The 22,556-nt window shown below is 57.2% G+C and carries 19 protein-coding genes; 14 read left to right on the top strand and 5 right to left on the bottom strand.

Features of this window, described 5'->3' with window-relative positions; translation table 11 throughout:
- Window positions 1-149 precede the first annotated feature (149 nt).
- Entirely contained in the window at window positions 150-1,124 is a 975-nt protein-coding gene (locus tag ACQY4Z_RS06780; protein WP_428527807.1) for a CorA family divalent cation transporter, read from the bottom strand.
- A 248-nt stretch (window positions 1,125-1,372) separates the two neighbouring features.
- A complete protein-coding gene (locus ACQY4Z_RS06775) occupies window positions 1,373-1,516 on the bottom strand; it encodes a hypothetical protein (RefSeq protein WP_409689513.1) in 144 nt (47 codons plus the stop codon).
- Window positions 1,517-1,892: 376 nt separating this feature from the next.
- Between ACQY4Z_RS06775 and ACQY4Z_RS06770 the strand changes: the two genes are divergently transcribed.
- On the top strand, window positions 1,893-2,879 hold the full coding sequence (locus ACQY4Z_RS06770) for a DUF1499 domain-containing protein (protein WP_428527805.1): 987 nt from the start codon (window positions 1,893-1,895) through the stop codon (window positions 2,877-2,879).
- Window positions 2,880-2,889: 10 nt separating this feature from the next.
- Here the strand turns inward: ACQY4Z_RS06770 and ACQY4Z_RS06765 are convergent, their stop codons facing one another.
- Complete coding sequence (locus ACQY4Z_RS06765; protein ID WP_428527803.1) at window positions 2,890-3,792, bottom strand: MBL fold metallo-hydrolase; 903 nt, start codon at window positions 3,790-3,792, stop codon at window positions 2,890-2,892.
- A 112-nt stretch (window positions 3,793-3,904) separates the two neighbouring features.
- Here ACQY4Z_RS06765 and ACQY4Z_RS06760 point away from each other — a divergent pair, with 112 nt between their 5' ends.
- The 8 genes from ACQY4Z_RS06760 (at window position 3,905) to phoB (ending at window position 12,575) form a co-directional block, all read left to right on the top strand.
- Window positions 3,905-4,426, top strand: a complete 522-nt coding sequence (locus tag ACQY4Z_RS06760; protein ID WP_428527801.1) for an SRPBCC family protein — start codon at window positions 3,905-3,907, stop codon at window positions 4,424-4,426.
- Window positions 4,427-4,587: 161 nt separating this feature from the next.
- On the top strand, window positions 4,588-5,904 hold the full coding sequence (locus tag ACQY4Z_RS06755; RefSeq protein ID WP_428527799.1) for an ATP-binding protein: 1,317 nt from the start codon (window positions 4,588-4,590) through the stop codon (window positions 5,902-5,904).
- 401 nt (window positions 5,905-6,305) lie between these two features.
- Window positions 6,306-7,343, top strand: a complete 1,038-nt coding sequence (locus tag ACQY4Z_RS06750; RefSeq protein ID WP_133948080.1) for a substrate-binding domain-containing protein — start codon at window positions 6,306-6,308, stop codon at window positions 7,341-7,343.
- An 89-nt stretch (window positions 7,344-7,432) separates the two neighbouring features.
- On the top strand, window positions 7,433-8,905 hold the full coding sequence (gene pstC / locus ACQY4Z_RS06745) for a phosphate ABC transporter permease subunit PstC (RefSeq protein WP_133948078.1): 1,473 nt from the start codon (window positions 7,433-7,435) through the stop codon (window positions 8,903-8,905).
- On the top strand, window positions 8,905-10,254 hold the full coding sequence (gene pstA, locus ACQY4Z_RS06740; protein WP_428527796.1) for a phosphate ABC transporter permease PstA: 1,350 nt from the start codon (window positions 8,905-8,907) through the stop codon (window positions 10,252-10,254). Before pstC ends, pstA begins: the two co-directional genes overlap by 1 nt.
- Window positions 10,255-10,275: 21 nt before the next feature.
- Entirely contained in the window at window positions 10,276-11,064 is a 789-nt protein-coding gene (pstB, locus tag ACQY4Z_RS06735) for a phosphate ABC transporter ATP-binding protein PstB (protein WP_286189813.1), read from the top strand.
- 32 nt (window positions 11,065-11,096) lie between these two features.
- Complete coding sequence (phoU, locus tag ACQY4Z_RS06730) at window positions 11,097-11,792, top strand: phosphate signaling complex protein PhoU (protein WP_133948073.1); 696 nt, start codon at window positions 11,097-11,099, stop codon at window positions 11,790-11,792.
- 87 nt (window positions 11,793-11,879) lie between these two features.
- Window positions 11,880-12,575, top strand: coding sequence for a phosphate regulon transcriptional regulator PhoB (gene phoB / locus ACQY4Z_RS06725; RefSeq protein ID WP_040451610.1), 696 nt, complete (start codon window positions 11,880-11,882; stop codon window positions 12,573-12,575).
- A 66-nt stretch (window positions 12,576-12,641) separates the two neighbouring features.
- Here phoB and ACQY4Z_RS06720 read toward each other — a convergent pair whose 3' ends face one another.
- Entirely contained in the window at window positions 12,642-13,187 is a 546-nt protein-coding gene (locus tag ACQY4Z_RS06720; RefSeq protein ID WP_428527793.1) for a GcrA family cell cycle regulator, read from the bottom strand.
- 424 nt (window positions 13,188-13,611) lie between these two features.
- Between ACQY4Z_RS06720 and ACQY4Z_RS06715 the strand changes: the two genes are divergently transcribed.
- From ACQY4Z_RS06715 to ACQY4Z_RS06695, 5 genes are all read left to right on the top strand, one after another.
- Window positions 13,612-14,811, top strand: a complete 1,200-nt coding sequence (locus ACQY4Z_RS06715; RefSeq protein ID WP_428527791.1) for an aspartate aminotransferase family protein — start codon at window positions 13,612-13,614, stop codon at window positions 14,809-14,811.
- The gene (argF, locus tag ACQY4Z_RS06710; protein WP_428527789.1) at window positions 14,808-15,737 is read left to right on the top strand and encodes an ornithine carbamoyltransferase; all 930 of its coding nucleotides are present in this window, start codon (window positions 14,808-14,810) and stop codon (window positions 15,735-15,737) included. Before ACQY4Z_RS06715 ends, argF begins: the two co-directional genes overlap by 4 nt.
- 12 nt (window positions 15,738-15,749) lie before the next feature.
- Window positions 15,750-16,724, top strand: a complete 975-nt coding sequence (locus ACQY4Z_RS06705; RefSeq protein WP_420338572.1) for an Hsp33 family molecular chaperone — start codon at window positions 15,750-15,752, stop codon at window positions 16,722-16,724.
- 192 nt (window positions 16,725-16,916) lie between these two features.
- Window positions 16,917-18,326 (top strand): efflux RND transporter periplasmic adaptor subunit, encoded by a 1,410-nt coding sequence (locus tag ACQY4Z_RS06700; RefSeq protein ID WP_428527787.1) that lies wholly within the window; start codon window positions 16,917-16,919, stop codon window positions 18,324-18,326.
- A 12-nt stretch (window positions 18,327-18,338) separates the two neighbouring features.
- Complete coding sequence (locus ACQY4Z_RS06695; protein ID WP_428527785.1) at window positions 18,339-21,737, top strand: efflux RND transporter permease subunit; 3,399 nt, start codon at window positions 18,339-18,341, stop codon at window positions 21,735-21,737.
- A gap of 2 nt (window positions 21,738-21,739) precedes the next feature.
- On the opposite strand, the gene ACQY4Z_RS06690 is transcribed toward ACQY4Z_RS06695, so the two are convergent.
- A complete protein-coding gene (locus ACQY4Z_RS06690) occupies window positions 21,740-22,381 on the bottom strand; it encodes an alpha/beta family hydrolase (protein ID WP_428527783.1) in 642 nt (213 codons plus the stop codon).
- Window positions 22,382-22,556 lie beyond the last annotated feature (175 nt).

Here is a 22,556-nt window from a genome sequence, read left to right as displayed (position 1 = left end):
ACCCTTTGGGCCGTGTTTGCATTGCTCAATTCCAGCGCAAATCCGTCTTGATGATGCGCAAGCATCACCTTCACCGGATTTCCTTGATCTTGAACGATGCAAATCCCGGCGAAATGCATCTCCAATTCGTCCACACGTCCTAAGCCCGCTCAGAGCAGCCGGAGCCAGCGGAACAGGAAGAAGGTCACCCCGACGGAGATGACCATCAGACCAATGGCAAACAGGAACCCCATTTGCCATTGGAGCTCCGGCATATTTACGAAATTCATGCCGTAGATCGACGCAATCAGCGTCGGAGGCAAGAAAATCAGCCCCAGAACGGTAAAGATTTTCGCGATCTGGTTTTGCTCCATGGAGACCAGGCCAACAGTTGCATCCAAAAGAAACGTCAGTTTGTTGTCGAGCGCATCGCCGTGTTCCTTGATGGAATGGATGTCCCGCCCATACATTTTGCAATCGGTCAGTTGGTCGTCGCTGAGATTGAAGCGCTTGGCATGGGTGGTCATGTAGAGCACCATCCTTGCCAGGCCGGCGCACACATCGTGCATCTTGGCTACTCTCAAGCCAATCCGTCCCAGTTCCCTGATTGCATCCTTGTAGCTGGCGGTTTTCCTTGTGTTGAGGCCGTCGCCGAAGACTTTGAGCGCAAGGTCGTCATAACAAGCAGATGCGGTTTCCATTTCATCGGCGCACCGGTCGACGATGATGTCCAACAGCGCAAACATGATCGCAGGTCCGAGATGCGCGATTGTTGCGTCCGATTGTACCTTCCGGGCCAAAAGCGTCAGGGATTTCGGCTCACCGTATCGAACGGTCACCAGGCGTTTTGCATTCAGAACAAAGGTCACGGAAGACCGGACCGGATCCAGCGTATGGGCAACGGCTGGCATCTGTGCCGTCATCACGACCGCGCCCGGTTCCAGATAGAATCGTTCGGACGTTTCGATTGAGGTGATTTCGTCCCGGTTCGGGATCTCGGCCCCCATCAACCGCTCTGCCTTGGTCCGCTCTTCTTGCGTTGGACTGATGAGGTCAATCCACACAGAGGTTGATGGCAGGGCTGCGTCATCGGCAAGCTCGACACGTTCCAGGCCATTCACTGACGGGCAATAGGCAATGATCATTCAGACAAGCTCCACCCAGATTGCAATGCAATCGACACTCTGGAGCTTGCCCAAAATATCTGGGCGCACGCAACCACTTTTGCGGCTATTTCAATAACATACCCTGACCAACAAACATTGTTGACGGATCAGCCAAACGCTGATGGTTCGCACGCGCTGTTGCTGCGCATGCAAAAGTGTTTGACGGTATGTCGTTTGTTTTGAAACCAGAAGGTGATGCCTGATCGCCTCCGATTACGCCTGACGGATTATTTTCCGGAGGTCTTTTTCGAGAACGGACGCAAGCACAATGCTGCAGCGTTTAGGGCTGCGATGCCAACTGGCTTGTAGAGGCTTTCAAGTTTTGCTCCAGCCTGTGCAGTTTGTGCAGGGCGGGCAGTTTGATCAGACATTGTTCCGTTCCGTCTTTCTGTCTCAGTTTCTAATCGATGCGGCCTAAGAGTGTTTCGATCCGCAACCGGTGATGTGGTGCCGGAATAAGGCGCTTAGATGACATTTTGCCAATTTTCGCTTTTTCTTATCCGGATAAACATAGGATGCCCCGACGTTCCGTGTTCGGCTACTCAAAAAGGATGTCAGGTTGTTACCAACTTGGATCAAACGTGAACAATTGCGGTAAGGCTTTCTTAACGAACCGGGTGAGCGTATTGGTTGCGAAATATTTTAGGCCGGAGATCGATGTATTGCCGGGGACATCAGACACATGCCAGCTTTGCCGACACGGTTAGGAATGCTAAACAGGCGGTTGGAAACTGAACGCAAGGTCAGATGAAGCAATACCCGGCTCACAGATCAAAAGCTGCACCAGCCAGCCGCACTCTCGGGGCGCTTGCGTTCGCGCTGGCTTTGGTCACCTTGGTGACGCAGCGTTTTGAACTTCTGACACCTGATACATTCGTTTTGTCCCTCTCTGTGGCGGCCGTTTTGGCCGTCACGGCTATGCTGTGTGGGCTGATCGCATTTGTCCGGATTTGGAGCCGTGGCGGCGGCGGTATCGGATCTTCCATACTTGGTGTCATGTTGGGTGCCGTTGCGCTGTGTGCGCCTGCAGCCGTTCTGGGACTTCTCATCGTGGATCCGGAGCTCACGGATGTGACCACGGACCCGGACGAGCCACCACTGCTGGTGGAGGTTCTGCCGCAGTCGGACCAGGTAGTATTGGTTTGGATGGCGTCGCATGTCCGCAACACGGCCTGGACCCAGTACCAGGAGGTCGTGCGCACTGACAGGTCAGCTGCCGAGCTTCAATTGGAGCTCTACCCGGACATTGTTCCACGGCGCTACCGGATAACTCCAGGCGAATTGCACGCGGCTGCAAAGAAAGCGGTTGATGAGCTGAACTGGCGGGTTGTTGATGAACTTCCGCCCGATCTATTGGATGCGCCAACCGCGTTGTGGGCCGAGGAAACCACCCAGCTGCTTGGCCTTAAGCACGATATTGCCCTGAGGGTCCGCCCGGATCCAGTCGGTGCGCTCCTTGATGTCCGCTCCAGATCTCAGTCGCCTTTACGTGAGTTTTCGGGAAATGCGGATGTCATCCGAGGTCTCATGGATGAAGTCGACCGGGTTCTCCTAGAAACCTACGGCGATCTGGAGCGTCTGGCGGTTGAAGAGTCCGACTTTCAGGAGGACGCCCCCCTGGAAGTTTTTGAACGCGATCGGGAAACAATCCCGCTGCCGAGCTTCAAGCCCTACTTTGAAGATGATGAAGGGCTCTCTGCCGACGCCTTCGAGCTGGATGATCTCGAAGGCTGATATCTATCGGTTATGCTGTCAGCCGGAACGTTGCGTCCAGAGCCAAACTTGGGTCTGCAATTGTCCGACCGCGTTCGGTCAAATCCTCCAAATGCGCAAACACTGACAGCCCTGCCGCACCATGTAGTTTGGGATCCACATCGGCGTAAAGCTTGGCAACGATCTCCGGAATGCTGCGTGGTTGCGTACCGAGTTCATTCAGGATTGAGGCCTCGCGGGACAATCTGTGCTGTTTCAGCTGCTCAACATAGAGGGGCGCATTAGAAACAAGACCGCCATGCCCCGGCACATAGGTTGTCTCGGAGCGCGCAAGCAGCTTGTCGATGGAAGCCATGTAGTCGCGCATGGAACCGTCCGGGGCAGCCACAATGGACGTAGACCAAGCCATGACATGGTCTCCGCTGATCAGCACGTCTTCGCCGGAGAGTGCAAAACACATGTGATTGGCGGTATGACCTGGTGTGGCGATGGATTCAAATTTGATGCCTGCTGCTTCAAATACATCGCCATCCTGATACTCCTGATCCGGCGCGTAGTCTTTGTCCCCGCTGGCATCCAGTGGATTGACTTCACCTTCCATGAGGGGGCGGGCCGTATGGTGCGGCGCGCATCCGATGATCTTTGCGCCTGAGCGTTCTTGAAGTATCCGGGCCGCGGGCGAGTGGTCCACATGTGTGTGCGTGACCAGGATTGCCTCGATCTGTGCGCCATCCGTGAGCGATAGCAAGGTGTTTACATGTTCTTCGTCCACCGGGCCCGGATCCACAACAACCAGGTGCTTCTGGCCCAGAATGTAGCTGTTCGTGCCATGAAAAGTGAACGGGCCCGGGTTTCTTGCTGTCACGCGGCAAAGGCCGGGCAAGAGCTCCACGCGTTCCCCATAGCGCGGATCGAAGGATCGGTCATGTTTCATGCTAAGATGGTTCCTGAAGGATGGGACCGGACGTCACGCAATTGACGTTTGAATCGGATAACGGCCATATGATGAAGCATCGAGCCCAAAACATGGGATCTTGTCAAACCCGATGAAGCAAGATGTCGAAAACAACGCTGCCATGACGAGCCAAGTGGCATCGGAATTTGAATGCCGGTTTGAGAGCGTAATACCGCTCGCGCGACTTGATGCGTTCAAGCTGATTGTCGACCATCCGGAGCTTTGGTGGTGCCTGCCCATGAGTGAGGCCCCCAGCGGTGACCTTGATGTCCGCATAGAGCCCTTTGCTGGCGGCGCCTGTTACCAAATCGACGACAAGGGGCAGCGGCGCATCTGGGGTACCGTTCTTTCTATAGAAGAACCGCTCTACATTCGGATTTCTTGGCAGGTGGCGCAGGATGGAAGTCTGATCGCCGACCCGGCTGCAGCTAGCCGGGTCATGCTCAATTTTCGTGAGGCCGGAGAGGTGACGCGGGTTGAGGTCGTACACAACAAGTTTCTACGGCATGGCGAGGCGGGCGGCGAATATATGCAGCTCATGATGCAATCGAATGGCTGGCCACGAATTTTGAAGAACATTGTTGCGGCGGCAAAAACGCTGAAGCGGAAATGATGCGCCTGCGTCAGGAAGCCGCCATTCTGTCGTTTAGCTGACATGCATTCTGTGCTAGGCGGAGTGCACCTTTCATGTCTTCACACTTTAACCTGCAAGGTGAGGTGTCGAAATAACCTTAACCGGCGGACACCCAGAGTTCGTTTTAAACCCGCAAGCCTATGACCGTGTCTCAACCGCCTTTTGAAGACAGCCCTCAGATTTCGCCTGTGGAAACACCGAGGCGCCGCTTGAGGGATGCGCGGTGGGCGCTCTTGGCCAGCGCGGTCATTCTGACTGGCCTCGTGGTTGTTTATGAAATCCCGGTTTGGGTGGGGTCTCTCTGTTTTGCCGCCACTTTGGCTGCCACGCTCTCAATTCCCCGCAACTCCGCCAGCCGACGGCTGAAGATCAATGCGCAGCGCAGAATGCGGCGCATGTGGCCTGGAACGGACATGAAGGTCACGGTCGATGCTTTGCCAACGCCGTGCTTCGTTGCGGATGCGCGTGGCATCACTCGGTATGTAAACGCACGGGCGATGGAGATTTACCCCGGCGCGAAACCGGGAGATCCGCTGTCGTTCTCCTTGCGGGCTCCATCGCTTTTGGAAGCGTTTGATCGGGCCTGTTCAAACGGCACTGCAGAGCGCATCAATTGGATCGAGAAGGTTCCAACAGAAACCTGGCTTGAGGCCTATATCGCGCCCATTCACGAGCCGGGTCCTCAAGAAGGACAGGCGAGCAGCCGTAAACCCGCTTTTGTTCTTGTCGTGGTCCAGGACCAGACGGAGAACCGCCGACTTGAGCGCATGCGGACTGATTTTGTGGCCAACGCCAGCCATGAGCTGCGCACACCACTCGCATCGCTAACCGGTTTTGTCGAGACCTTGCAAGGGCCAGCTCGCGACGACGCTGAGGCACGTGACCGGTTCCTGTCGATCATGCTGGATCAGGCGGGGCGGATGCGCCGGTTGATCGACGACATCTTGTCATTGTCGCGCATCGAACTGCGTGCCCATGTTCGCCCGCAAACTTCAGTCGATCTTTGCGAAATCGTCCGACACACAAATGACGCTCTTGGGCCGTTGGCGCGCGACATGAACATGACGATCCGGCTGGATCTCCCCGAGACGCCGGTGATGATTTCGGGCGACCGGGACGAACTGATCCAGGTAACAGAAAACCTGGTCGAGAATGCGCTCAAATACGGCAGCACCGGCGAAGTTGTCGATGTCAGTTTGACCTCTAAACAGATGGGCGAGGGCGAGATCGCGTGGGAACTTGCCGTACGCGACTACGGAGAAGGGATTGCTCCGGAACACTTGCCGCGCCTTACAGAACGGTTCTACCGCGTTGATGTTGATTCCAGCCGGGCCATGAAAGGCACAGGGCTGGGTCTTGCGATCGTCAAGCACATCCTGACCCGTCATCGCGCCCGGCTCGATGTCGAGAGCGCGCCGGGTAAGGGCGCCACGTTCAAGGTGATCATTTCCGGCTAATGTCTGTTTCCGGGCCGCGTGATCGCGGCCTATTTAGTGTTCCGATCAAAAGTCTTAATTGTCAGAATAACTTATGGGGCGAGTTCGCTGACTAATCACGCGAACCGTGCTGGAACGTGTTCTACTACCTAAAGAAGCGGGTTCGAGGTGAGGAGACCTGAGAGCTTCTCTACTGCGTGTCAGTCACGCCATGGATTATGTGTCAATCGGAAGCGCAGGATGACACAAAGAAATGTAGAATTTTAGAATTAATCAATAAATACAGATACTTATAATGTCATAAAACTGAAAAAAATCTGTCATAGAACTCTCATCCATCGGGCCTAGGTTCCGGGCAGCGCTTGGACGAAATCGCGTCCAGCGTGGATTTGCAAACCTTGACATTCAAAGGGAGTGGTCAAGTGAAATTTACGACCCTCGTTAGCGCAACTGCTCTTGCTGTTGCTTCCACTGCATTCGTTGGCGCCGCTCAGGCTCGCGACCAGGTTCAGGTTGCCGGTTCTTCAACCGTTCTTCCTTACGCTTCTATCGTCGCTGAAGTTTTCGGTGAAAACACCGACTTCCCGACACCGGTTGTTGAGTCCGGCGGTTCTTCTGCTGGCCTGAAGCGCTTCTGTGAAGGTGTTGGCGAAAACACCATCGACGTTGCAAACGCGTCCCGTAAAATCCGCGAAAAAGAGATCAAGGCTTGCGCAGAAAATGGCGTAACCGACATCATGGAAGTTCGCATCGGCTATGACGGGATCGTTTTCGCATCCCAAAAAGACGGCCCGGCTTTCACCGCTTTCACACCGGTTCAGTGGCACAACGCTCTGGCTCCGAAAGTCCTGGTTGATGGCGCTATCGTCGACAACCCGTACACAAAGTGGTCCGAAGTTGACGCTTCCCTGCCGGACGTTGAAATCGCTGCATTCATCCCGGGCACCAAGCACGGCACTCGTGAAGTCTTCGAAGAGAAAGTTCTCCTCGTTGGTTGTGAAGAGTCCGGCGCCATGAAGGCAATGATGGACGGTGGTATGTCCGAAGACGACGCTGAAGACGCATGTCTTGCAGTTCGTACAGACGGCAAGTCCGTTGACATCGACGGTGACTACACCGAGACCCTGGCTCGCATCGATTCCAACCCGAACGGCGTTGGCGTTTTCGGTCTGGCGTTCTACGAGAACAACACCGACAAGCTGAAAGTTGCGACCATGTCTGACATCGCACCTTCCACAGAGACCATCTCCACTGGCGAGTATCCGGTTTCCCGTCCGCTGTTCTTCTACGTCAAGAAAGCACACATCGGCGTTATCCCGGGTCTGAAAGAGTACGCTCAGTTCTTCACAGCTGACGAAATCGCTGGCCCGCAAGGCCCGCTGGCTCAGTACGGCCTGGTTTCCGATCCGGAGCTGGCTGCTACTCAGGCTTCCATCGAAGCTGAAGAAACCATGAAGTAATCGAGCCTTCAGGTTCGAATATGAGGGGCGGCATATTCCGCCGCCCCTTTCTCCTTTTTGGAAATTTCATATAAAATCCGGGGAAGCAGATGCCTGTGGTCTGGCTCATCTTGATCGTACTCGCCATTGCGGTGGTGGGCTACGTACTCGGACGTGGTCGAGCTTTAGCGAGCGCAGGAGGCGAGCAGATAAAGCTCCATTCGCTTCCTTCGTATTACGGCTCAAACGTCGCAATGAAGGTGGTGGTTCCTGCCTTCCTCATTCTGGTCCTATGGCTGCTGGCGCAGCCTTTGATCGTTAACAACAGTGTTTCAGGTTTGATCCCGGACAGCGAGATCGCGGAAGGGTCGTCGCGTGGGCTTGTGCTTGCCGAAGTGCGCCGTGCTGCGCGCGGTTTGGACAACGCCGTTGCTCAAGGGCTGATTTCGGAAGACTTCGCGCGCAATGCCCGTGCCGACTTCAACGATGTTACGGCACGGCTGAAAGAGGCGGGGCAGGTCGTCACGTCTCAGATTACGCAGCCAATTCTCCGGGCAGCCCAAGAGTACCGGGTGCTGAACGCCACCGGCAATTTCATGATGTCGATTGTCGTCATCCTTGCGGCTTTGGCTGGGGCGGCATGGGGGCTTTATGAATCCCGGGCAGACTTCCGCGCCAGGAACACGGTTGAGCGGGGCATCAAGGCACTTTTGATCTCGGCCGCATCGATCGCGATCCTGACGACTGCCGGGATCGTCTTTTCGCTGGTGTTCAATACGGTTGAGTTCTTCCGGCTCTACCCTGCATTCGACTTCTTCTTCGGCCTGACGTGGTCACCAACCTTCTCCGGCCGCGGCGGCAATTCACAACTCGGGATCATCCCGCTCTTGTGGGGCACATTCTACATCTCGTTCGTCGCTTTGGCCGTGGCTGTGCCGATCGGCCTGTTTGCTGCGGTGTACCTCTCAGAGTACGCCGGACCGAAGGTGCGCGCCGTCGCCAAGCCGCTACTCGAGATCCTCGCCGGCATTCCGACGATCGTTTACGGTCTCTTTGCGCTGCTGACAGTCGGCCCGCTTCTTGTATCGGTCTTCGGGCCGGACGGGGCCGGGATCATGCAGTCCGGTACGGCAGTGATGACCGCCGGCCTCGTGATGGGCATCATGCTGATCCCATTCGTGAGTTCGCTCTCTGACGATATCATCAACGCGGTTCCGCAAGCCATGCGTGACGGCTCTTATGGCTTGGGTGCGACCAAGTCCGAAACCGTCAAGCAGGTCATTCTACCGGCTGCCCTTCCGGGTATCGTTGGTGCGATCCTGCTGGCGGCCTCCCGAGCCATCGGTGAAACTATGATCGTGGTTCTTGGTGCGGGTGCCGCAGCGCGCCTCAGCTTGAACCCCTTCGACGCAATGACAACAGTGACAGCGAAGATCGTCAGCCAGCTGACGGGCGATGCAGACTTTGCATCCCCGGTGGCGCTGGTCGCCTTTGCGCTGGGCATGACGCTCTTTGTGGTGACGCTCGGTTTGAACATTGTCGCGCTCTACATCGTGCGCAAATACCGGGAGCAGTATGACTGATGACCGACGCAACTCTTTCTCCAGAAGGCGCTAAAGCGCCTGAAAAAACGTCAGCACAGCCGCGCTCACTGTATGCGACGGACGAGCTGACAAAGAAACGCAATGCATCCGAGAAACGCTTTCAGGCTTACGGCATTGCCGCTATCGGGGCCGGTCTGTTTTTCTTGGTCGTCCTGGCCTACTCAATCATCAGCGAAGGCATCCCTGCCTTTACGCGGACCGTACTGACCGTTGAGTTTACGGTCACCCAGGAACAGTTCGACGATGCTGAAAGCCAGCTCTTCAAGACACGGGCTTACGAGGCTGTGTTCACTGAAGCGATGAGCGCGCAGTTTGAGCAAAAGGACATCCAGGTTCCGTTCGATATTGCTGCTATTGAGCGGATTGTCGGCAAGCCGGGAAGCACCATTCGCGAGTTCTACCGGGCGAACCCGGACCAGCTTGGTCAACCGGTTGCCTTCGAACTGGCGGCATCCTCCCGTGTTGACGGTTACATGAATGGCCGCCTGACCCGGGACAACATCACAGACAGCCGGTTCCTCCAAAAATCCGATCTGGATCTGGTCGATGTGCTGGTCGAGAGCGAGATTATCCAGACGGTCTTCAACTGGCCGTTCATCACCGGGGCAGACTCCGGCGTGGACAATCCGGGCGGTGCCGGCATCGGAGCCTCTGTGGTCGGATCGTTCTTCATGATGCTGGTGGTGTTGTTCCTGTCCCTGCCGATTGGAGTAGCCGCATCCATCTATCTTGAAGAGTTTGCACCGCAAAACAAGTTCACTGACCTGATCGAGGTGAACATCTCGAACCTTGCGGCCGTTCCGTCCATCGTGTTCGGTATTCTTGGTCTTGCGGTGTTCATTCAGTTCATGCACTTGCCGCAATCGGCGCCGATCGTTGGCGGTCTTGTTCTGACACTGATGACGCTGCCCACAATCATCATCTCCACACGCGCCTCGCTGAAGGCCGTGCCGCCAAGCATCCGCGACGCAGCCCTGGGTGTCGGGGCCTCAAAGATGCAGGCCGTGTTCCACCATGTATTGCCGCTGGCGATGCCGGGCATCTTGACCGGAACGATCATTGGTCTGGCTCAGGCTCTTGGGGAAACAGCACCGCTGCTTCTCATCGGGATGGTCGGCTTTGTGGCCCGCGGATATCCGGACGGTTTCGTCTCCGGATTTATGGACCCGAACTCGGCGATGCCGGCACAGATCTACACCTGGGCGGCCCGTTCCGACTTCGCGTTCTACGAGAAAGCCTGGGGCGGTATCATCGTCCTCCTGATCTTCCTTCTGTCTATGAACATCCTCGCGATTATCCTGCGCCGCAGGTTCGAGCGTCGCTGGTAAGGAGGCGTACCCATGAATGACATGCCGAAAATTGAACAGGCGACAGATATGACCGACAGCAAGATTTCAGCCAATAAAGTGCAGGTCTATTACGGCGACACGCACGCGATCAAGGACGTGGATATTGAAATCCAGCCGCGTTCGGTCACGGCCTTCATTGGCCCGTCCGGGTGTGGCAAGTCGACATTCTTGCGGACTATCAACCGCATGAACGACACGATCGATATCTGCCGGGTCGAAGGCTCCATCCAGATCGACGGAGAAGATATCTACGATCCGAAGGTCGATCCGGTGCAGCTGCGCGCCAAGGTCGGAATGGTGTTCCAGAAGCCGAATCCGTTCCCGAAATCGATTTACGATAACGTAGCCTACGGCCCGCGCATTCACGGTCTGGCCCGGAACCGGGCTGAGCTTGATGACATCGTGGCCTCCAGCCTGCAAAAGGCGGGTCTTTGGGAAGAAGCCAAGGATCGTCTCGACGAACCGGGCACCGGCATGTCCGGTGGTCAGCAGCAGCGCCTGTGCATTGCCCGCGCGATTGCCGTCAGCCCGGAAGTGATCCTGATGGATGAGCCGTGTTCCGCTCTCGATCCAATCGCGACCGCCAAGGTTGAGGAGCTGATCGACGAGCTGCGCGAGAATTACACGATCGTGATCGTAACGCACTCCATGCAGCAGGCCGCCCGCGTGTCTCAGCGCACTGCATTCTTCCACTTGGGAATTCTGGTTGAAGAAGGTCCGACACAGGATATCTTCACCAACCCGGTGGACAAGCGCACGCAGGACTACATTACCGGCCGCTTCGGTTAACCGGATCGCACATTTTTTCGAAGGGACACAGGATGTCTGAACATACAGTCACGGCTTATGATGACGAATTGAACGTCATGGCCGGCCGGATCGCTGAAATGGGCGGTCTTGCAGAAAAAGCATTTGCAGAAGCCGTTTCCGCCCTCGTGTCCGGCGACACCGATTTGGCGCGCCGCGTGATTGATCAGGATCGCCGTCTTGACGCGCTGCACCAGGACGTGGAGGAAGGCCTGATTGCAATGATCGTGCGCCGTCAGCCAATGGGGCAGGATCTGCGTGAAATCACAGCCGCCAGCCGGATCGCGAACGATCTGGAGCGTGTTGGCGATCTTGCAAAGAACGTCGCCAAGCGGGCAATCGCAATCGACAACGACATTCAGAGCAAGAAGCTGGCAATCGGCGTCGAGCACATGACCGAGCTGGCCCTCGGGCAGCTGAAAAAGGTTCTGGATGCCTACACCGGACGCAATGCAGAGGCTGCGCGCCACGTGCAGGAAGCTGATGCCGAAGTCGATGCGATCTACACCTCTCTGTTCCGCGAACTTCTGACGTACATGATGGAAGATCCACGGGTGATCACCTCCTGCGTCCATCTTCTCTTCTGTGCGAAGAACATCGAGCGGATCGGCGATCATGCCACCAACATTGCCGAAAACGTCTTCTTCATGGTGACGGGCGAGCGGCTTCCGGAAGACCGCACCAAGGTTGATGAAACCGGCGCTATGTGAGTTGCCAGAGCCAGCCTGAGCGGGCTGTGAAGCAGGAACTGTAAGCCGGCGCTTTAGTGCCGGCTGAGGGAATTGGAGCGAGAATTCATGCCGAAGGTCCTCATCGTCGAAGACGAAGAACCGTTGAGCCTTCTGTTGCGGTATAATCTGGAAGCTGAAGGATACGCCGTCGAGACCTGTGTCCGCGGCGACGAGGCGGAAATCCGCCTCCGGGAAACCCAGCCGGACCTTTTGTTGCTGGACTGGATGTTGCCCGGACTGTCCGGAATCGAACTGTGCCGGCGCCTGCGGGCACGCGAAGACACCGAGCGCTTGCCGGTCATCATGCTGACGGCGCGCGGCGAGGAAGCTGAGCGCATCAGAGGCCTGTCGACCGGAGCGGACGATTACGTGGTCAAACCGTTCTCTGTCCCGGAGCTAATGGCGCGTGTCCGCGCGATCTTGCGGCGGGCAAGCCCGGAGGTGGTATCTACGATGCTGCGCTCTGGCGACATCGAACTTGACCGGGAAACACACCGCGTCCGGCGCAGCACCAAGGAAATCCATTTGGGGCCAACAGAGTTTCGTCTTCTGGAATTCCTGATGACCGCACCAGGCCGGGTCTTTTCACGCGAACAGCTCTTGGATGGCGTCTGGGGGCACGATGTCTATGTGGATGAACGCACGGTCGATGTTCACGTAGGCCGGCTGCGCAAAGCGCTGAACAAAGGCAAGGCGAAGGATCCAATCCGCACGGTGCGCGGAGCTGGTTATGCCTTCAACGACCAGTTCACTGCAGCCTGATCGAGACTTTCAAGACAAACAAAAAAGCCCGCCAAATCGGCGGGCTTTTTCTTGGGTCTTTCGAGATCAGGAGGCCTGGGCAACACTGGTCTTGTTGTTGGCGCTCCGGCGGCGGTCAGCGACCGGCTGGTAAGCAATCTTGCAGTGGTAGGGGCAGTAGGGCACCCCGGCTTCGGAAACCTGACCGCAGAAGTAGAAGTCTTCTGTCGCCGGATCGCCGATCGGCCACTTACAGGTGCGCTCAGTTAGCGTCAGGATGGTCGCCCGCTTGGACATTGGAACAACGTCAGCGATCGGTTCTGCAACGGGTTGAACCTCTGCGACCGGGGCCGGTGTCGGTTCCATCTTCAACGCTGCGGAGCCTTGGGTCTGCGGCTGTGTTTGCGGACGTTTCGGTGCCGATTGAGACGATGGGTTGGCCGTTGTGCGCGGACGGCGCGGTTTCGCGCTTGAGGAAGAAGATTTGGCGCGGCCGGAAAGACCGAGCCGGTGAACCTTGCCGATCACCGCGTTCCGGGTGACACCTCCAAGCTCACCCGCAATCTGGCTTGCGCTTAAGCCTTCGCCCCAGAGCTTCTTCAAAAGCTCAACCCGATCGTTCGTCCAACTCATTGCCGCACCCCTTGCCAAGGCCAGTGACTGGCCAAAATCCCGTTATTGGACACGCAAACGCAAGTCCATTATGGCATATCTTGTGCCTCTATTTGACACGCCGCACGAGATGTCGTGTCTGATTAGTCAAAGGTTACAATAACGTTAATTTGTGAAGCAACCGTCAGGCTGCAGTGAGTTGGGGATGAACGGACTTTTCCCCAACAGATGCGAGGTCATTGAGACTTTTACATAAAACAGCCCGAACCCCGACAATGGCCATTTCCATTGACAGGCGGGGACCTCGGCAGTGTATAAGGATCTTGCAACGTGCCGCCGCTTTGGCGGCACATTGCGTTTTTGGCCTTTATTTTAGGCGATGCCCCGGAGTTCCGACGGTCCGATACCAGTGGCGCTTCCGGCGGCCAAAGGAGACTAAAGAGGTATGTCCGCGTCCGCGCTTTTTGGAAACTACGCAAGATCGAACCTGTCATTCGATCACGGGGAAGGTGTCTGGCTTGTTACGAGTGACGGCCGACGATTTCTCGATTGCGGGTCCGGGATCGCGGTAAATTCGCTCGGACATGCTCATCCGCATCTGGTCCAGGCTCTCCAGGATCAGGCGGCCAAGCTCTGGCATATTTCCAATCTGCACCAGATGCCGGATGGCGCGCGGCTTGCGCAGCGCCTCACCGATGCAACATTTGCAGACAAGGTTTTGTTCGTGAATTCCGGCGCCGAAGCTATGGAAGCGGCGATCAAGTGTGCCCGGCGTTACCACTATGACCGCAATGAGCCGGACCGGTATCAGATCGTGACCTTCGAAGGCGCTTTTCATGGCCGGACGCTCGGCACAATTGCAGCAGGTGGCCAGGCGAAATATCTGGAAGGTTTCGGACCAAAGGCCCCAGGCTTCGATCAGGTGCCCAGCGGGGACTTGGAGGCCTTGAAAGCCATGGTCGGTCCGCAAACCGCAGGGATCGCGATCGAACCCATCCAAGGCGAGGGCGGCATTCGGGAAGTCGACTACGAATTCCTGCGCGCTCTGCGTAAGCTTTGTGATGAAACCGGAGCCCTGCTGATCTTTGACGAAATCCAGACGGGTGTCGGCCGGACCGGAAAAATGTTCGCGCATCAGTGGACTGGCGTTGATCCGGATCTGATGGCCGTTGCCAAAGGCATCGGCAGTGGGTTCCCGATGGGCGCTTGTCTTGCGACCGAAGAGGTTGCGTCCGCGCTGGCACCTGGAACTCACGGCACGACATTCGGCGGCAATCCACTCGCCATGGCTGTTGGCAATGCGGTTCTGGACGTCATTCTTGCAGATGGTTTTCTGGAAGAGGTTCAAAAGAAGGGCCTCTCCTTCAAGCAAAAACTTTCCGGGCTGGTCGATAGCCACCCGAAGGTGTTTGAGGCTGTCCGGGGCAATGGTCTGATGCTCGGCATCAAGTGCACCGCGCCGGTGGGAGACTATGTCGCAGCCGCGCGCGAAGCGGGCATTCTTGCGGTCCCGGCGGGTGACAACGTTGTCCGGATCCTGCCGCCACTTACGATCTCGGAAGAAGAGATTTCCGATGCCGTTAACCGGCTTGAACAGGCTGCACTCGCCGTTGAGAAAAAGTTGTTGGAAGGAGCGGCCGAATGACCGCCAACGGAGCGTACAAAAACTTCCTGGATCTGACCCAATTCGAGGGCGATGATCTGCGCGCTATTCTGGAAACCGGAAAGAAGATCAAGGCAAACCGCAACGGCGTTCGCCGGGGTGAGGGGCCGCTGGCCGGCAAAGTTCTGGCCATGATTTTCGAACAGCCATCGACACGGACCCGCATTTCCTTTGACGTTGGAATGCGCGAACTCGGCGGCGAGACGTTGATGCTGACCGGTGCGGAGATGCAGCTGGGCCGAGGCGAGACCATTGCCGACACGGCGAAGGTGCTGTCCCGGTTCGTCGACGGCGTCATGATCCGGATCCTGGACCACGAAGCTCTCAATGAACTGGCTGAAAACGCGACCATTCCGGTGATCAATGGTCTGACCAAGATCTCGCATCCGTGCCAGATCATGGCAGACATCATGACCTTCGAAGAGCATCGTGGTGGGATCTCCGGGCGCAGCATTGCCTGGACCGGCGACAGCAACAATGTTCTGGCGTCCTGGGTTCACGCCGCACCGCGTCTGGATTTCGAACTGCGCATCGCGACACCGGCCGAACTGGCCCCACCGCAGGATCTAATTGAGACCGCCCGTGCCAAGGGTGGTTCCATTCTGGTTACCGACGACCCATATGAGGCTGTCAAAGGGACCGACTGTGTCGTCACCGATTGCTGGGTGTCGATGGGCGACGACGACGCCGAAAGCCGTCACAATCTGCTAAGTGCCTATCAGGTGAACAAGCGCCTGATGGCCGAGGCGAATGGGGACGCGCTGTTTATGCATTGCCTTCCGGCACACCGCGGCGAGGAAGTCACCAACGAGGTCATGGACGGTCCCAACTCTGTCGTGTTTGACGAAGCCGAAAACCGGCTCCATGCTCAAAAGGGCATTTTGGCCTGGTGTTTCGGCGCAGCTTAAGGCGTAGCCAAAGTGGCATTAAATTTGGAAGAACTGGGCATCAAGCCCGCAGGGCTGGACGCTGTCCGGCCCTTTGCCGTGGAAGGACTGGATGTCCGCGGGCGCAGTGTTGCGCTTGGCCCCATCCTTGAGAAAATTCTTGGACGCCATGATTATCCGGAGCCGGTATCCCGGCTTCTGGCGGAAGCCATTGTCCTGACAAGCCTGCTCGGAACCTCTCTGAAGTTCGACGGGCGGTTTACACTCCAGACCCAGACGCAGGGTCCGGTATCGATGCTGGTCGTCGATTTTGAAACGCCGGACGCAATCCGTGCTTGCGCAACGTTCGACGCAGAGCGTGTTGCCGGGTTGATCGATGCCGGTGCTGCTACGCCAGAAGCCCTGCTTGGGCATGGTCATCTGGCGATGACCATCGATCAGGGCAAGCACATGCAGCGCTACCAGGGCTTGGTCGAGCTGAATGGCATCTCTTTGGAAGAGGTCGCGCGCCGGTACTTCGAGCGATCTGAGCAGATCCCGACCGAAGTTCGTTTGGCTGTCGGTGAACTCTATACACGGCAGGACGGAGACGCGCCGGTCAAATCCTGGACAGGCGGCGGCTTACTCATCCAGTTCCTGCCTGAAGCGCCGGAACGGATGCGTCAGGCGGACATTGATCCGGGTGATGCGCCGGCGGGAACCGTGCGTCACGAAATTGACGAAGACGATGCCTGGGTCGAGGCCAAGGCACTTGTCGATACGGTCCAGGATGTGGAGCTGACCGACCCTGAAGTCAGCGTCGAAACGCTGCTCTACCGGTTGTTTCATGAGCGCGGCGTCCGGCTTTTCGATGCCCAGCCGATTGCCGACAAGTGCCGTTGCTCGCGCGACAAAGTTGCCAATGTTTTGGCAAACTTTAGCGCAGACGAAGTGGAAGAAGTCACAGTTGATGGCAAAATCGTCGTGACGTGCGAATTCTGCAGCACCACTTACGAATTTGACCGCTGAGAACAGACTGCAGGCCGGTAACATCTGGCCTGCAGACTGTATCCACTGATACATTTGGATACACGAATTCCGGCCTGAAGAGCGCGTTTCTGCGCTGAAAACCTTGATTTTTTGCAGTGCAAAGTAATCTTATGCCCACGGTTCGCGTATAGTTTAGAGCCGTCGCATTCGCACCTGTGAGAAAGCTTGAGTATGTTGCAGTCCGTTGAACCGGAAACCGGCAAGCCGCCAAGTCCTGAAGTCCTGCCGCCCGCAGGCCGGACACGGACACCGATGGAGCGCACAAAGCTGGTTCTGAAAGCGCTGCTTCAAACGGCGCTTGCATTTGCCATTCTCTTCGGTGCCTTCAAGGGCATGAATCAGCTCATTGCAACCCGCCCGGACGTGCCGAAGCGGCCGGTTCAGGAAAAAAGCTATGCGGTTGAGACAACCACCGTTCAACAAGGCGATTATGCGCCGTTGATCTCCGTTTACGGCCAGACCCAGGCTGGCCGGGAGGTCGATTTGCGGGCGTTGGTCGGCGGCGAGATTGTCGAAGTCCATCCGGATCTGAAAGCTGGCGGCAAAGTCGAGCGCGGCGATACCCTGGTTGTGATTGACCGCTTCGACTACGAAGGGGCCGTGACCGAAGCCCGTGCCAACCTTGCTGAAGCGCAAGCCGCCCTGGTGGAAAACGAAGGCCGTGTTGCGCTCGAAAAAGCCAATCTGGTTCGTGCCGGAGAACAGCTGGAGTTTGCCCAACGGGATCTGGAGCGGGCAGAGGAGCTTCTCGGACGCGGTGCGGCAACAGAGCGAACGGTCGACGACCGTAAGCTGATCGTGTCCCAGCGCCAGCAAAGTGTTGAACGGTCTGAAAACACGTTGGCTTTGGAAGAGGCAAAGGTCGTTCAGCAAAAGGCGACTGTCGAGCGCCTGGAATGGCGCCTTGAAAACGCTCAGCGCCAGTTGGAGAACACTGTCCTTACCGCACCATTCGATGCGATCGTGCGCTCTTCGGCAGCAGAGCCAGGACGTCTTATCAGCGTAAATGATGCAATTGTATCCCTCTACGACAGCAGCGAATTCGAAGTCCGGCTGACTTTGTCGGACAACCAGTACGGCCGCTTGCTCGAAGACAGCGGTACGGTTGTCGGGCGCCCGGTCGACGTAATTTGGAACCTCGGGGATCAGCCTGTCACTTATCCGGCCACAGTCACGCGAATTGGAGCGGATGTCGCAAGTGACCGGGGCGGCGTTGATCTGATAGCCCGCATTAATGCATCCGGAGCGGCTGTTCCGCTGCGCCCGGGTGCCTTCGTTGAAGTGGCGGTTCCGGACAGAACCTATGCCGACAGCTTTCGCATCCCGGAAACAGCCTATTATGGCCAGGGGACTGTCTATGTCGTTGAAGACAATCGCCTTCAGGCCAGATCAGTGAACGCACTTGCAATTGACGACGGCTTCATTCTCGTGCGCGGTGACCTGAATTCCGATGAAACCTTGTTGGTAACGCGTATCCCGGAAGCTGGCGAAGGACTGCTGGTCAGCGATGTGAACGCTGAGCAACCGGCGCCGAACCAAGCTGCTGAGCCTGCAGATCAATCTGCTGCGGTTGCGCAGTAAAAGGGGGACGACATGGCACGCCCTATGGAACCCCGCGGCATCATGGAAGTTCTTGTCCGGCACCCGAATGCAGCCAACCTGATCATGGCGATCATGGTGCTCTTTGGCGCCTACGGCCTTGCGAAGCTAAATACGCAGTTCTTTCCAACCGTCAAGATCGACAGCATCTCCGTTTCGGTTGCCTGGCCGGGAGCCAGTGCGGAGGACGTGTCGTCCAACATTCTCGAAGTTATCGAGCCCGAACTCCGGTTCATTGATGGCATGAAGGAATTGACGTCCTACGGCCGCGAAGGCAGCGCCTCGGTGCGGATGGAGTTCTTCGAAGGCACCGACATGCAAAAGGCTTTGTCGGATGTCGAACAGGCCGTCTCTGCGGTCACGACGCTTCCCGTGGATTCCGAAACGCCCGTCGTATCGGCGGCAAACTTTACAGACGGCGTGGCAACGCTTGCCCTTCGTGGTCCGTTCCCGGAGCAGGCGCTGAAAGTCTTTGCGCGGCAGATGCGCGATGACCTGCTCGCCCGCGGCATCGACAAGGTTGAGCTCAAGGGGTATCGGTCGCCGGAGTATCTCGTTGAAATACCGGAACGCGAACTCCGCCGGCTGGATCTGACCGTCTCGGATGTGGCCACCCAGATTGCCGGAAACACAGTTGATTTGCCTGCCGGCAATCTCGACGGAGGTGTCGAACGGCAGATCAGGGCCTTGTCTGAGGATCGATCTCCGGAGGCTGTCGGTCGCGTTGAGGTGAAGTCCTTTGCATCGGGCGAAAAGACCAAGGTTGAGGATATCGGTACGGTCGTCCGGGATTTTGACGAAAGCGAAAACCAGGGTTTTTCTCAGGGCGCGCGCGCAATTGAACTCGACATTCTTCGAGCCGAGACCACAGACACATTGAAGGCGGCGCAGATCGTCGATGACTATTTGGCAGAAATCACGCCTCAGCTGCCGCAGTCACTCGAAATCCTGAAATACGACGTCCGGGCCGACGCCGTGAAGGGTCGCATCAACCTGCTTGTCGAAAACGGGCTGACAGGTCTGGTGCTCGTGGTCGGGATTTTGTTTTTGTTCCTCAATGCTCGGATTGCCTTGTGGGTGGCAGCCGGTATTCCGGTCGCCATGATGGCAACGCTTGGGATCATGTGGCTGATGGGCGAGAGCATCAACATGATCTCCATGTTCGCCCTGATCATGATGCTCGGTGTGATTGTTGATGATGCGATTGTGGTCGGCGAGCATACGGCGACCCGGCAAGCCATGGGGGACAGTCCTGAAGATGCGGCTGTCAACGGGGCAACCACGATGCTGGCGCCGATCTTTGCCGCAAGCCTGACGACTATTGCGGCCTTTGTGCCGATCCTCCTGATCAGTGATGTGCTCGGTCAAATCATGGGAACGCTGCCCGTCGTTGTGGTCGCTGTTGTCATCGCGTCCTTGATCGAATGTTTCATGATCCTTCCGGGCCACCTGTCGCATGCCCTCGGCAGCCGGCCGCGCTGGAACTGGTGGCGCGTCGTTCTTCTTGCGAGTGCGCCGGCGCTGTTCCTGAGCGCGCTTGTCAACCAGCCGGACATGTCGGTTCCCCCATTCCTGGATGTGATCGATGATCCCTTGCGCGCCTTCAAGGAAACCGTCGGTTTGGTTCCGTTCGAGGCGATTGTTGTCGCGGTCTGTTTTGCGCTTGCAGTCGGATTTGAAGCTTTTCTGAGCGTCATGCGCCGATCACGGGCCGGGTCCCGCCGCAGCGGCCAGTCAAGCTGGTTCCGCCGCGGGTTTGACGCTGGCTTCAACTGGGTCCGCGATTATCCCTTCCATGCTTTTGTGAAAGTCGCGGTGAACTGGCGGTATGTGACATTCGCGGTTGCGGTCGCCGCCATGGTGCTGGCTGTGGGGCTCGTCCGGGGTGGCCGTGTGGGCTTTACATTCTTTCCCTCGCCAGAAGCGGAAAACCTGACTGCCTCAATATTTTTCCACGCGGGCATCCCGGAAGATCAAGCAATAGCTGGGATCATCAAAATTGAGGACGCCCTCAAAGAAGCGGAAGTGGAGCTCACTGGCGGTGCTGGTTCGAGCCTTGTCGTTGCGACTTACGCGACACTCGGCGTTGCGGGCAACAACCGTGGCGACAATGTCGCGAACATCACCGTTCAGCTCAGCCGGTCCGAGGAGCGAACTGTCAGAACACCGGCCATTGTCAATGCATGGCGGGCAGCCGTTCCAGAAATTCCCGGGATTTCACGTGTTGCGATCGCCGAGCGGCGCGGCGGTCCTCCAGGGCGGGATCTGGATATCCGTCTGACCGGCGCATCGCTTCAGGATTTGAAGGCGGCAGCACGGGAGCTGCAGCAGGAATTGTCTGCCTTCCCGGGGACCAGCGGCGTTGAGGATGATTTGCCTTATGGCAAGCCGGAGCTGCTGGTTGAGCTGACGCCACGCGGACGGGCACTCGGGTTCACGGTCGAAAGCGCAGCCCGGCAGATCCGCAATGCGTTTGAGGGCAACATCGCCCGGAGGTTTGCTGAAGGCGATGAAGAGGTGACCGTTCGGGTTCGCCAGCAAATCGATGTCGACGGTACAGCGGCCCTACGCCAGCTCTCGTTGCGAACACCGGGTGGTGAATTCGTACCGCTCACAGAAGTCGTCAACCTGACCGATGCGCAAGGCTTCTCGGTGATCCTGCGCCGGGATGGCAAGACGGTTGTCTCCGTGGTCGCCGACATCGACAGCACGGTGACGTCGAACAACCAGATCATTGCCGAGCTTCAGGAGGCTTTCCTACCCAATCTCGCCAGAAGCTACGGTCTGGAGTATTCCTTTGCGGGCCGGGCAGAGGAGCAGGCGAATGCGTTCTCCGAGCTCCTGACCGGTGTTCTCATGGCAATTGCCGGGATCTACATCATCCTTGCTGCGATCTTCGGCAGTTATTCCAGGCCGCTCGTTGTCATGTCGATCATTCCGTTTGGCATCGTCGGTGCAATTGTCGGCCATTACCTGATGGGCTTTAAGCTCACCATTCTCAGCATGATCGGTTTGCTCGGACTTGCCGGGATCCTGGTCAACAACTCGATCATTTTGGTCGCCCGTTTCGAGGAACGGCGCAAGAGTGGCGAGGACCTGGATTCAGCTGCAATCAGTTCAAGCTGCGATCGTCTTCGGGCCGTGTTGTTGACCTCAATGACCACTATCGGCGGGTTGTTGCCGCTGATGTTTGAGACCAGCCTGCAGGCGCAGTTCCTGTTGCCCATGGCCATCACGATCGTGTTCGGTTTGGCGACCGCAACAGCGCTTGTTTTGGTGCTGGTGCCGGCTCTCCTGAAGATTGGCGACGATATCGCCGGTCTTGTCCAGTTGCGCCAGAGGCCTGTGCCACCATCTGCTATGAACGGACGTGGATTGACTCCCGCCGAGTAGTGTCAAAGCCCGACTGCGAACTCTGCAACGGCTTGAGCGGCGGCGTTGATGTTGCCATCAAGCGTTGCGGGCGATTTGCCGCGCGGGCCAAAGTCATGGTTGCCGTCTTCCAGATATCTGAGCGCGACAGCATCGGGCAGAGTGATGGCATCAATTTCCGCCTGATTGCCAAAGGGATCGCGATCTCCCTGCAGAATTAGTACCGGGCGCTTGGCGTCCTGAAGAGGGGAAAGCCGCCAGTCTGCATCCGGCTTGCCTGTGGGATGGAACGGATAACCGAAGCAGCAGACACCCTTGACCCGGGAGGGCAGCGAACCGCCACCGGACAACATGGCAGCCACCCTGCCGCCCATGGATTTCCCGCCTACCAGAAGCGGTCCTTCTGCTTCACTCATCAGCTTCTGCAGGGCAGTTTGGAACTCACCGATCAGCTTGTCGGCCTTCGGCGGTGGTTTCTTGGGGCCGCCAGTTCTGCGGCCAGCCATGTAAGCAAATTCGAACCGTGCACTCGCAATTCTGTTTTCGGCGAGAGCACCTGCCAGCTTCTCCATGAATGTAGAATCCATCGGTGCGCCGGCTCCATGTGCCAGGAGTAGTGTTGCCAAGGGGGCTGTGTCCGGCCGGGTCCAAAGAAAATCAGTCATGGTTTTGTCTGCTGTGCCGCGCGAATGTGAATTGCTGGAAATCGTGTCCGTGCACTACATATGCTCGGCAAGGAAAGCAAGTCAGGGATGCGAGGTGCAGGTGGAGACGGCTGGATTACTGGAAGGTCTGGATACGAACACAATCCGGCTGACCTGTTTTGCGGGAATATTTGGC

It is taken from the genome of Roseibium sp., from assembly GCF_965276855.1.
In the GTDB taxonomy this organism is placed as follows: Bacteria; Pseudomonadota; Alphaproteobacteria; order Rhizobiales; family Stappiaceae; genus Roseibium.
The sequence above is the reverse complement of the archived record's forward strand: the minus strand, read 5'-3'. Positions and strand labels throughout refer to the sequence as shown.